The organism is Ruegeria sp. (assembly GCF_028066395.1).
Classification (GTDB): Bacteria; Pseudomonadota; Alphaproteobacteria; order Rhodobacterales; family Rhodobacteraceae; genus Ruegeria.
The window spans coordinates 1-12,012 of sequence record NZ_JALCBM010000017.1 but is presented as its reverse complement, the minus strand read 5'-3'; the positions used below and the strand labels follow the sequence as shown (position 1 = coordinate 12,012).

Genomic DNA, 12,012 nt, shown 5'->3' with positions numbered 1-12,012 from the left:
CGGATGTTGTTGCCGTAATCCAGTGTCGGAACGCCCGCATTCCAGAAATCGACCATCGCCGCCACGTGTTGCTTCATCGAGGCGCGCGCAGCCGTTTCAACCGCCTTCGGATCACTCTCGCGCTTGTCGCGCCATTGCGCCATCGACCAGCCCAGCGGCAGGTAGCCATTGGTCGGATCATGGGCGCTGGTCTGGTCGGTGACGATGTCGGGGCGCATGCCGCCCGCGTTCATGCGACGGTAAATCTCGGGGAAAATCTCGGCGGCATTGCCCAGCAGGCCGACCGATTTCGCCTCGCCCGCTTTGGTCCAGCGGTCGATCATCACCAGCGCCTCGTCCAGCGTTTCGGCCTTTTCGTCCAGATACTTGGTGCGCAGGCGGAAATCGATCGAGTCCGGGTTGCACTCCACCGCCAGACAGCAGGCCCCGGCAAACACCGCGGCCAGCGGTTGCGCGCCGCCCATACCGCCCAGACCGCCGGTCAGAATCCACTTGCCGGTCAGGTCGCCGCCATAATGCTGACGCCCGGCCTCGGCAAAGGTTTCATAGGTGCCCTGAACAATGCCCTGCGTGCCGATATAGATCCACGAGCCAGCGGTCATCTGGCCGTACATCATCAGACCCTTCTTATCGAGCTCGTTGAAATGGTCCCAGGTCGCCCAATGTGGCACGAGGTTCGAATTGGCGATCAGTACACGAGGCGCGTCCTTATGCGTGCGGATAATCGCGACCGGCTTGCCGGACTGGACGATCAAGGTTTCATCCTCTTCCAAATCCTTCAGACCAGCGACGATCCGGTCGAAATCCTGCCATGTCCGCGCCGCGCGGCCAATGCCGCCATAAACCACCAGCTCATGCGGGTTTTCGGCCACATCGGGGTGCAGGTTGTTCATCAGCATCCGCAGCGGTGCCTCGGTCAGCCAACTTTTGGCGTTCAACTCGGGGCCGGTGGGCGGATAGATATCGCGGGTGTTCTTGCGGGGGTCGGTCATTGGGCAAGCTCCGATACTGTGTCTTGGATTGCGTCCAGAATGTCGCGCAACCATGGGCGCAAGCGGTCGGCCTTGCGGGCGTCATATCGCCAGGGTGCGGTCTGGGCGGTCAGGTAGGTGGATTGGGACAGCTCCATCTGAATGGCATGTAGGCCCTGATCCGGGCGGCCATAATGACGGGTGGTCCAGCCGTCCCGGAACCGCCCGTTCAGCACAGTGCTAAAGGGCGAGGAGGCGGCGAATTCATGGGCGATACTCTCGATCTGCGGCGCGCAGGTCACGCCGCCATCGGTGCCGATATTCATGTCGGGCAAAGTGCCCTCGAACAGGAACGGGATGTGGTTGCGGATCGAGTGGCAGTCGAACAGGACCGCAAAACCGTGCTTGGCCCGGACGCGCTCCAACTCTTGCATCAGCGCGGCGTGGTACGGGGCGTGATAGGCCACACGGCGGGCTTCGATTTCATCCGGCGACGGTTCCTGCCCCTCGACCCAGATCGCCTGCCCGTCGAAATCGGTCAGCGGCACCAGCGTGGTCGTGTTCTGCCCGGGATACAGCGACACGCCCGCCGGGTCGCGGTTGGCATCGATCACGTAGCGATGGATATGGGATTGCACCACCGTCGCGTCGATCAGACCGTCATAGAGCCGGCTGATATGCCAATCCGTATCGGCCAGCTTGCGCCCGTTCTCGTTCAACCGCATCACGATGTCGTCGGGCACATGGGTGCCGCCATGGGGCTGACCCAGCACGATGGGGCCGTCGCCCGGCTGGACCGAGACCACCTGCATCAGAACAGCCCCGGCATCTCGACCCCGACCGCCTCCAGTACCGCGCCGCTATCGATTAGCCCCTTCGCGACCTCCAGTTCGGGTGCCAGATAGCGATCCTCCTCCAGCGCCGGGATATGGCTGCGCAGGCAGGCGATGGCGCGCTGCAAGGGCGCGCTGGTCACCAGCGGCGTGCGGAATTCAACGCCCTGCGCGGCGCAGAGCAGTTCGATCCCCAGAATATAGTTCAGGTTCCCGACCATCCGCGTCAGCCGCCGTGCGCCATGGGCGGCCATGGATACGTGATCCTCTTGGTTGGCCGAGGTCGGCGTGCTGTCGGTGACACACGGATTGGCCAGATGCTTGTTCTCGCTCATCAACGCGGCCGTGGTGACCTCGGCGATCATCAGGCCAGAGTTCAGCCCGGGATCGGGGGTCAGGAAGGGCGGCAGATCGAAGCTGAGCGTCGGGTCCACCATAAGCGCGATGCGCCGCTGGGCAATTGCGCCGATCTCGGACAGGGCCAGAGCGATCATATCGGCGGCAAAGCCCACCGGCTCGGCATGGAAATTGCCGCCCGAGACTATCGCCTGCGGCTCGGACAGGACCAGAGGGTTGTCGGTCGCCGCATTCGCCTCGGTCGTCAGAGTAACCGCCGCCTGCCGCATCACGTCCATCGCGGCACCCGTGACCTGCGGCTGGCAGCGGATGCAATACGGGTCCTGCACCCGCGTATCGCCGTCACGGTGGCTTTCGCGGATCACCGATCCGGCCAGGGCCGCGCGCATGGCGCTGGCCGCATCCATCTGGCCGCGATGACCGCGCAGGGCGTGGATTTCCGGCTGCAACGGCGCGGTCGAGCCCATGATCGCGTCCGTCGACAGGGCCGAGACCATCAGCGCATTCTGCGCCGCACGCCACGCCTGAAACAGCCCGGCCAGCGCGTAGGCAGTGGAGAACTGGGTGCCGTTGATGAAAGCCAACCCTTCCTTGGGGCCCAGCGCAATCGGGGCCAGCCCGGCGGCCTTCAGCGCCTCGGCCCCCGGCAGGGTCGCGCCATTGACTTCGGCCTCGCCCTCACCGATCACCACGGCGGTCATATGGGCCAGCGGGGCCAGATCACCGGACGCGCCGACCGAACCCTGCGCCGGGATCACCGGGGTCACTCCGCGCGCCAACATCTGCTGCAACAGCTCGATCAATTCCCAGCGCACGCCGGATGCACCCCGGCCAAAGGACAGCAGTTTCAGCGACATCATCAGCCGCACCAATCGGCGCGGCACCGCCTCACCCACGCCGCAGCAATGGCTGAGGATCAGGTTGCGTTGCAGGGTCGAGGTATCCTCGGGCGCGATCTTGTGGCTGGCCAGCTTGCCGAACCCGGTGTTGACGCCATAGACCGCCTGCTCTCCGGCGGCGACCTCGGCGATGCGCCGGGCTGCGGCCTCAACGGCGGGTTTGCAGGTCGTATCCAGCTGGATCGCAGGCTGGTCCCAGTAAATCTCGGCCAGTTGCGCCAGCGACACCGCGCCGGGGCTGAGGGTCAGCGGGGTCATTCGGAGCCTCCGAAAATGCGTGTATGCAGCGGGTTGAAGCCAATGCGATAGGCCAACTCCGCCGGATGGGTCACATCCCAGACCGCCAGATCAGCGCGTTGCCCGGCGGCGATGGTTCCGGCATCACTCAGCCCCAGCGCCCGGGCGGCGTTGCGGGTGACCCCGGCCAGAGCTTCCTCGGGCGTCAGGCGGAACAGGGTGCAGCCCATGTTCATGGTCAACAGCAGAGAGGTCAGCGGCGAGGACCCCGGATTGCAATCACTCGCCAGCGCCATCGGAACACCCTGTTGGCGCAGCAGATCAATCGGCGGCACCTGCGTTTCATGCAACGTGTAGAATGCCCCGGGCAGCAGCACCGCAACGGTGCCCGCCCCTGCCATGGCGGCCACCCCGTCGGCGTCGAGATATTCGATATGATCCGCCGACAGCGCCCCGTAAGAGGCCGCCAGCCGCGCACCACCCAGATTAGACAATTGCTCGGCATGCAGTTTCACCGGCAAACCCAGCCCTTGCGCCACATCGAACACGCGGGCGATCTGGATCGGATCAAAGGCGATGCCTTCGCAGAACCCATCCACCGCATCAACCAGCCCTTCAGCGTGGGCGGCGCGCAGGGTGGGAATGCAAATGTCGTCGATATAGCTGTCGGGCCATTCTTTGAATTCAGGCGGCACCGCATGGGCACCCAGAAAGCTGGTCACAACCCTGATAGGGCGTTCCTGCCCCACACGGCGGGCGGCGCGCAGCATGCGCAATTCGGTGTCGACATCCAGCCCGTAGCCCGACTTGATCTCGATACAGGTGACCCCTTCGGCGATCAGCGCATCGACACGCGGCAGGGCTTGGGCCAGCAGGTCATCCTCGGACGCGGCGCGAGTGGCGTTGACGGTGGACAGGATACCGCCGCCTGCGCGGGCGACCTCTTCGTAGGTGGCCCCGTTCAACCGCATCTCGAACTCGGCAGCGCGGTTGCCGCCGAAGACTACGTGGGTATGGGCGTCGATCAGCGCGGGCGTCACCAGACGATCGCCGAAATCCTTAACCGGCCAACCGGCATAGCGGCCCGGCAGAGACGCCCGCGCGCCCACCCATGCGATCGCCGTCCCCTCAACAGCGATCGCGGCATCGTTGATCAGACCATAGGGCGCCTCACCCGTCATCGAGGCCACCCGGCTACAGCAGAAAACAGAATTTTTCGTCATGGCGATTCTTTTGGGCTCCCCCTGCCGATAGATTTTTCGTATATGTGTATTAAATTAAAGTCTACACAAAATAGGCGCGCCATGAGTGTTCACGCAAAAACCGCCCTGATCGGCGCGGACTGGGCGGCAGATGTCCGGGTTGAGATCGAAAATGGGCGGATCAGCGGGCTGACCATGGGGCGTGGGGCGCAGCCCGGTGACGTGCAGGTCGACATTCTGCTGCCTGCGCTGGCCAACCTGCACAGCCACGCCTTTCAACGCGCCATGGCAGGCATGACCGAGGTCCGCGCCGCCGGGCGCGAGAGCTTTTGGACATGGCGCAGCCTGATGTATCGGTTTCTGGATCGCCTGACCCCTGATCATATCCAGGCCATCGCCGCGCTGGTCTATATGGAGATGCAGGAGGCCGGATATGCCTCGGTCGGAGAGTTCCATTATGTCCACCACCAGCCCGGCGGCGCGCCTTATGATCGCCTGTCGGAGCTCAGCCAGCGTATCTTTGCCGCCGCTGACCAGACCGGGATCGGCCTGACCCATCTGCCGGTGCTTTACACCTATGGCGGTGTGGACCAGCAACCGCTGGCCGGGGGGCAGTTGCGGTTCGGCAATGATGTCGACCGGTTTCTGGAATTGGTCGCCGAATGCCGCGCGGCCCTGCCCCATGCCGACAGTGGGCTGGGCATCGCGCCGCATTCCCTGCGCGCGACCTCACCGGCGGATTTGCAGCAGGTGCTGGGCCAAACGCCGGATGGGCCAGTGCATATCCACATCTCGGAACAGGTGAAAGAGGTCGCAGATGTGCAAGCCGCGCTTGGGCAACGTCCCGTGGAATGGCTGCTGGACAATGTCGATGTGAACACCCGCTGGTGCCTGATCCACGCAACCCACATGACCGAGGATGAGACCCGCGCGATGGCCCGCTCAGGCGCCGTGGCGGGGCTGTGTCCGATCACCGAGGCCAATCTGGGCGACGGTATCTTCAACGGCGCCACTTATCTGGACAGCGGCGGTGCCTTCGGCGTGGGATCGGATTCCAACGTGCGGATTTCCCTGCCCGAGGAACTGCGCCTGCTGGAATATTCCCAACGCCTGCGTGATCGGGCGCGGACCGTGCTGGTACGGGGTGAGGGCTCGGTCGGCCACGCGCTTTACACCGGCGCGGCGCGGGGTGGGGCGCAGGCTTTGGCGCGTGATGCGGGGGAAATCGCGGCGGGCAAGCTGGCCGATCTGATGGCGCTGGACCGGACGCACCCGACGCTGTGTACCCTGCGCGACGATCAACTGCTGGACGGGCTGTGTTTTGCCGCGCCTGATGGGCTGGTGACCGATCTGTGGTCCGCCGGACGACACATGGTCCGCGGCGGACGGCACGTAGCTCGCGACGCCATTCTGCCCGCCTATCGCGCAGCAGTGGCCGATCTGCTGGCCCATGCCTGACCCGAGGACCATCATGACGCAATCCAGCGACACCACCAGCTACAAGGACATCAAACAGACCGTCCTGCGCCGCATCCGCTCCGGGGATTGGCCGCCGGACATGCTTCTGCCCAATGAGCAAGAGCTTGCCGTCACATTCTCCTGCACCCGCACCACCGTAAACCGGGCACTGCGGGAACTGGCCGAGGAAGGCTTTCTGGAGCGCCGCCGCAAGGCCGGAACCCGCGTCCTGAGCGCCCCACAACGGCAGGCGCGCTTTTCCATCCCCTTGATCCGGGATGAGATCGAGGCGCTGGGGGGCACCTATCGCTATGCGCTCGTGTCGTCCGAGGCACAGCCTGCCCCCGACTGGCTGGCCGCGCGACTGGCGCTGAGCGCCGGGCAACAGGTCCAGCATGTGCGCTGCATGCATTATTCGACCAACACACCGTTTCAGTACGAGGACCGCTGGATCGTGATCGACAGCGTGCCGCAGGTGGCGCAGGCCGATTTCTCGGAGATCGGGCCGAATGACTGGCTGGTGCAGACGGTGCCCTTCACCAATGTGGAACTGACCTTTCTGGCCAGCCGCGCCGACGCCACCGTGGCCGGGTTTCTGGACCTGCCCGAAGGTGAGCCGGTGTTCACCGCCGAACGCATCACCTGGTTGCAGGGCCAGCCCGTCACCTTTGCCAAGCTCTATTTCGGCGCGGGCTACCGGATGACGACGCAGGTCTGATTGGGGCTTTACCCTCTGCCCGTTCCAAGACAGATTCACTCCCGAAATACCGTCGGAAAGGACAATGGGATGAGCAACCCTCTGTATGATCGTTTGTTTGGCATTCACGCGGGCAAGCAAACGCCGTTTCTGCACCTGCCCGATGGCGAAACCCTGACCCACGCAGCGTTTCTGGAAATGGCCGCCCGGCTGGCCAACGCCCTGACCGGTCTGGAACTGGAACCCGGAGATCGCGTCGCCGTGCAGGTCGAGAAATCGCCCGAGGCACTGGCGCTTTATGCCGCCTGTGCCCAGGCCGGGCTGATCTTCCTGCCGCTCAACACCGCCTATACCACATCGGAACTCAACTATTTCATCGAAAACAGCGCCGCGCGGCTGGTGGTCTGCGATGCGACGCATGAGGCGGGATTGACCCCCATCGCGCGGGCGCAGGAGGCGCGGATTGAGACCCTGAACGCCGATGGTTCCGGCAGCCTGATGCGCCGCGCATTGGGCATGCTGCCAGCGTTCGAGCCGGTGAAACGGTCCGAGGATGATCTGGCCGCGTTCTTGTACACCTCAGGCACCACAGGGCGATCCAAAGGCGCGATGCTGACACAGGCCAACCTGTTGTCAAATGCGGAAACGCTGGTGACGGAGTGGCGGTTCACCAAGGATGACGTGCTGCTGCACGCCCTGCCGATCTTTCACACCCACGGGCTGTTCGTGGCGACAAATGTGGTGCTGGCCTCGGGCGGGTCGATGATCTTTCTGCCGAAATTCGATCTGGACGACATGCTGCGGCGGATGCCTGATGCGACCTCGATGATGGGCGTGCCGACCTTCTACACCCGTCTGCTGGGTGACGACCGGTTCACTGGAGATCTGGCGCGGCATATGCGGCTGTTCATCTCGGGCTCTGCCCCGTTGCTGGCTGAGACTCATGAACGGTTCGAGGCCCGCACCGGTCACCGCATTCTGGAACGCTACGGCATGACGGAAACCAATATGAACACCTCAAACCCCTATGACGGCGAACGCCGGGCGGGGACGGTGGGTTTTCCCTTGCCCGATGTGGAACTGAAAGTGACTAACCCGGAAACGGGCGAACCCCTGCCGCAGGGAGAGATCGGCATGATCGAGGTGCGCGGACCCAATGTCTTCCAAGGCTATTGGCAAATGCCCGAGAAAACGGCCGAGGAACTGCGCGAGGACGGGTTTTTCATCACCGGCGATCTGGGCCGGGTGGATGAGGACGGCTATGTCCACATCGTCGGACGCGGCAAGGACCTGATCATCTCGGGCGGCTACAACATCTATCCCAAGGAAATCGAACTGCTGCTGGACGACCAGCCCGGCGTTCAGGAAAGCGCGGTGATCGGCGTGCCGCATCCGGATTTCGGAGAAACCGTTCTGGGCATTCTGGTCCCTGAACCCGGCCAGACGCCGGATGTCGAGGCCATCCTAGCCCGGACGCAAACCGAGCTGGCCCGGTTCAAACACCCCCGCAAACTGATCGTGATGGACGCCCTGCCGCGCAACACCATGGGCAAGGTGCAGAAAAACGCCCTGCGTGAGGTGTATAAGGACATGTTCACTTAGGGGTCAGGGGCACCCGTCCGGCCTCGGTCAGCAGCCAGCAGTCACGCCCTTCGAACACGGCGGTGGCCAGTTGGCGGCCATGCCCGGCACCGGCGTCCAGATTGACACGGTTACCGCAATGCTCGGCCTGCCGGACCGCCGTGTGGCCATGCACGACCAGCCAGGGATGGGGGCGGGGATCGTTCAGAAACTCCTGCCGTATCCAGATCAGATCCTGTTCGCTTTGTTCCGACAAGGCCACGCCGGGGCGGATACCTGCGTGGACAAACAGTAGCTCTCCCTCAAGATGGTGGTTGGGAAGCGTATTCAGGAATGCCACATGCTCCGACGGCACCACTTCGCGGGCACGAGCATGAACCCGGAAGACACGGTCGGTCTCGCCGATCTCGATCCCATAGGATTCAAGCGTCTGAATGCCGCCGATCCGGGGATGGAACCAATCCCAGCCGATCATCATATAGGCATCTGTCATGGGGTAGTCGCGCATGAACATCTCGAACATGCCATCGTGATTGCCCTTCAGCGTGACCCAGTTCCGCCCGGCACGTTTGCCTTCGATCAGCAGGTCCAGCACCCCGCGACTGTCCGGCCCGCGGTCTGTGTAATCCCCCAGAAACACAACCCGCGCATCCGGCCCGCCATCGGCCTCGATCCGCTGCAGGGCAACCTGCAGCATGTCCAACTGACCGTGAATATCGCCAATGGCGTAAATGGGAGATGTCAAACCGGCGTCCTTTCCAAGTGGTTACCAATCTTGTGCCGCAATTGGACCGGGGGGAAAAGACAATGCCCGCGCAAATTTCAGCACGGGCATCGCATAGGTCACATTTTCAACGCAGCCCCTCAGGCCACGTCAAACTCCAGCGGTTTGATCTGGGTGAACAACCCCGTTTCAGCCAGCTTGGCGCGTGCCTCAGCCGGGACCGGTTCGTCGACATACAGCAGCGCAATCGCCTCACCGCCCGCCTCGGACCGGCCGAGGGTAAAGTTCGCGATGTTGACGTCATTCTCACCCATGGTCTGACCCAGCGCGCCGATGATGCCCGGCACATCTTCGTTGGTGGTATAAAGCATATGGGCCCCGATCTCGGCGTCGATATTGATGCCCTTGATCTGGATGAAGCGCGGCTTGCCGTCGCTGAACACGGTCCCGCCGATCGAGCGCTCACGCTTTGCAGTCACCACGGTGACCTTGATGTAACCTTCGAACGCGCCGGATTTATCCTGATTGGTGGTCGAGATCTGAATGCCACGCTCTTTGGCGACCACGGGGGCCGAGACCATGTTCACCTCGGGGTTGAACTTTTTCATGATCCCGGCGACGGCGGCACAGTTCAGCGCGGCCAGGTTCATATCGGCGGCGACACCGTCATAGAGGATGTTGATCGCCTTGATCGGCTCATCCGTCATCTGACCGATGAAGCTGCCCAGATGACCGGCCAGCTTAATCCACGGACCCATGACCTTGGCCTCTTCCGCCGTCACGCTGGGCATGTTCAGCGCGTTTTCGACGGCTCCGGTCAGCAGATAGTTCGAAATCTGCTCGGCCACCTGCAGCGCCACGTTTTCCTGCGCTTCGGTCGTAGCCGCACCCAGATGCGGCGTGCAGACCACGTTGGGCAGGTTAAACAAGGGGTTGTCCTTGGCCGGTTCCTCGCTGAACACGTCAAAGGCAGCCCCGGCGACATGACCGGATTGCAGCATCTCGGCCAGCGCCACCTCGTCCACCAGACCGCCACGGGCGCAATTGACGATACGCACGCCGGGTTTGGTCTTGGCCAGATTCTCACGGCTCAGGATGTTGCGGGTCTGATCGGTCAGCGGCACATGCAGGGTGATGAAATCGGCGCGGGACAACAACTCGTCCAGCTCGACCTTTTCCACACCCATCTTGGCGGCTTTCTCTTCGCCCAGATAGGGATCATAGGCAACGACTTTCATCTTCAGACCCAGAGCACGTTCACAAACGATACCGCCGATATTGCCCGCACCGATCACACCGAGCGTCTTGTTGGTCAGCTCGATCCCCATGAATTTGGACTTTTCCCACTTGCCCGCATGGGTCGAGGTGCTGGCCTCGGGGATTTGTCGTGCCACAGCGAACATCATCGCGATGGCGTGTTCGGCAGTGGTGATCATGTTGCCAAAAGGCGTGTTCATCACGATCACACCCTTCTTGGATGCGGCGTCCTTGTCCACATTGTCGGTTCCGATCCCGGCCCGACCGATGACCTTCAGGTTGTCGGCTTTCTCCAACAGGGTCGGCGTCACCTTGGTGGCCGAGCGGATGGCGAGGCCGTCATATTGACCGATCACCTCGGCCAATTTGTCTTTGTCCTTGCCCAGATCGGGCATGAAATCCACGTCGATGCCACGATCGCGGAAAATCTGAATGGCGGTTTCGCTGAGCTTGTCAGATACGAGTACTTTGGGGGCCATATCTCTGGTCCTTTGGAAAGTTCTGGGGGAATGGCGGGCTGAAGCCCGCCCTACATTCGATTGTCTGTAGGCCGGGCTTCAGCCCGGCATCGGAGCATCAGGCAGCCTCAGACTGCGCCGCGATCTCGGCCTCAAAGGCCCATGCCAGCCAAGGCAGCATTGCCTCGATATCCGAGGTCTCAACCGTACCGCCGCACCAGATGCGCAGGCCTGCAGGCGCGTCGCGATAGGCTCCGATGTCCAAGGCGATATTCTCGGCCTCAAGCCGTTTGGCCACGGCTTTCGCGAACGCAGAACCGTCCTGAATGCGCCCATCTGTGAATTTCAGGCAAACCGAGGTGTTCGACTGCGTTGCCGCATCCTCGGCCAGATTGGCGATCCAGTCGTTCTGCGCACAGAATGCATGCACCGCGCCCGCATTGGCATCCGCCCGGGCGATCAGGCCCTGCAAGCCACCGACCGAACGCGCCCAGTTCAGTGCGAACAGGTAATCCTCGACCGCAAGCATCGAAGGCGTGTTGATCGTGGCCCCGGTGAAGATGCCCTCGATCAGCTTGCCACCTTTGGTCAGGCGGAAAATCTTGGGCAGAGGCCATGCGGGGGTATAGCTCTCCAGCCGCTCGACCGCGCGGGGCGACAGGATCAGCATCCCGTGGGCCGCCTCACCGCCCAGCACCTTCTGCCAGCTGAACGTGGTCACATCCAGCTTGTCCCAGGGCAGGTCCATCGCAAAGGCCGCGCTGGTCGCATCACAGATCGTCAGCCCCTGACGGTCATCGGCGATCCAGTCGCCATTGGGCACCCGCACGCCCGAGGTGGTCCCGTTCCACGTGAACACCACGTCATTGGCAAAATCGACCGAGGCCAGATCGACGATCTGCCCGTAATCCGCCGTCTTCACCTCGGCTTCGATCTTCAGCTGTTTGACCACATCGGTGACCCAGCCCGCGCCAAAGCTCTCCCACGCCAGCATCTCGACCTTGCGTTCGCCCAGCAGCGACCACAGCGCCATCTCGACCGCGCCGGTGTCCGAGGCAGGAACGATCCCGATCCGGTAATCCGCCGGAATACCCAGTATCTCACGCGTGCCTTCAATGGCCGCCTTCAGCTTGTCCTTGCCGACTGCGGCACGATGCGACCGGCCCAGCGCAGCATCGGCCAGTTTGGTCAGATCAAATGTGGGGGGTTTGGCGCAAGGGCCCGAGGAAAAACGCGGATTGGTCGGCCGCGTGACCGGAGTATTAGTGCTCATGTGTATTACCCTTCCAGATACACGCCCCTCGTTGGGGAGGGGTGTCCCACGGACAGAGCTATGGG

General features: G+C 63.0%; 10 protein-coding genes. 3 read left to right on the top strand and 7 right to left on the bottom strand.

Annotation, left to right across the window (positions count from 1 at the left end; translation table 11 throughout):
* The 4 genes from hutU to hutI all read right to left on the bottom strand — a co-directional run.
* The coding region (gene hutU, locus MPJ51_RS07600; RefSeq protein WP_298384290.1) for a urocanate hydratase at window positions 1-992 on the bottom strand (992 nt) is incomplete at its 3' end.
* Entirely contained in the window at window positions 989-1,783 is a 795-nt protein-coding gene (gene hutG / locus MPJ51_RS07595; RefSeq protein ID WP_298384116.1) for an N-formylglutamate deformylase, read from the bottom strand. The genes hutU and hutG, both read right to left, overlap by 4 nt.
* Window positions 1,783-3,318 carry a histidine ammonia-lyase gene (gene hutH / locus MPJ51_RS07590; RefSeq protein ID WP_298384114.1) on the bottom strand — a complete coding sequence of 512 codons (1,536 nt, stop codon included), beginning with the start codon at window positions 3,316-3,318 and terminating at the stop codon, window positions 1,783-1,785. Before hutH ends, hutG begins: the two co-directional genes overlap by 1 nt.
* Window positions 3,315-4,520, bottom strand: coding sequence for an imidazolonepropionase (gene hutI, locus MPJ51_RS07585; RefSeq protein WP_298384111.1), 1,206 nt, complete (start codon window positions 4,518-4,520; stop codon window positions 3,315-3,317). The genes hutH and hutI overlap by 4 nt, the downstream gene beginning before the upstream one ends.
* A gap of 81 nt (window positions 4,521-4,601) precedes the next feature.
* Here hutI and MPJ51_RS07580 point away from each other — a divergent pair, with 81 nt between their 5' ends.
* The 3 genes from MPJ51_RS07580 (at window position 4,602) to MPJ51_RS07570 (ending at window position 8,256) form a co-directional block, all read left to right on the top strand.
* The gene (locus tag MPJ51_RS07580) at window positions 4,602-5,957 is read left to right on the top strand and encodes a formimidoylglutamate deiminase (protein ID WP_298384108.1); all 1,356 of its coding nucleotides are present in this window, start codon (window positions 4,602-4,604) and stop codon (window positions 5,955-5,957) included.
* Between the two features lie 13 nt (window positions 5,958-5,970).
* Window positions 5,971-6,675: a GntR family transcriptional regulator gene (locus MPJ51_RS07575; protein ID WP_298384105.1), complete on the top strand. Its 705-nt coding sequence runs from the start codon at window positions 5,971-5,973 to the stop codon at window positions 6,673-6,675.
* A gap of 69 nt (window positions 6,676-6,744) precedes the next feature.
* Entirely contained in the window at window positions 6,745-8,256 is a 1,512-nt protein-coding gene (locus MPJ51_RS07570; RefSeq protein ID WP_298384102.1) for a malonyl-CoA synthase, read from the top strand.
* Here the strand turns inward: MPJ51_RS07570 and MPJ51_RS07565 are convergent.
* The 3 genes from MPJ51_RS07565 to MPJ51_RS07555 all read right to left on the bottom strand — a co-directional run bounded on the left by MPJ51_RS07565 (window position 8,249) and on the right by MPJ51_RS07555 (window position 11,947).
* Window positions 8,249-8,980: a metallophosphoesterase family protein gene (locus MPJ51_RS07565; RefSeq protein ID WP_298384099.1), complete on the bottom strand. Its 732-nt coding sequence runs from the start codon at window positions 8,978-8,980 to the stop codon at window positions 8,249-8,251. The two genes, MPJ51_RS07570 and MPJ51_RS07565, sit on opposite strands and share 8 nt — an antisense overlap.
* A 119-nt stretch (window positions 8,981-9,099) precedes the next feature.
* Complete coding sequence (gene serA, locus MPJ51_RS07560) at window positions 9,100-10,695, bottom strand: phosphoglycerate dehydrogenase (RefSeq protein WP_298384096.1); 1,596 nt, start codon at window positions 10,693-10,695, stop codon at window positions 9,100-9,102.
* A 97-nt stretch (window positions 10,696-10,792) separates the two neighbouring features.
* A complete protein-coding gene (locus MPJ51_RS07555) occupies window positions 10,793-11,947 on the bottom strand; it encodes a phosphoserine transaminase (RefSeq protein WP_298384093.1) in 1,155 nt (384 codons plus the stop codon).
* Between the last annotated feature and the right edge of the window lie 65 nt (window positions 11,948-12,012).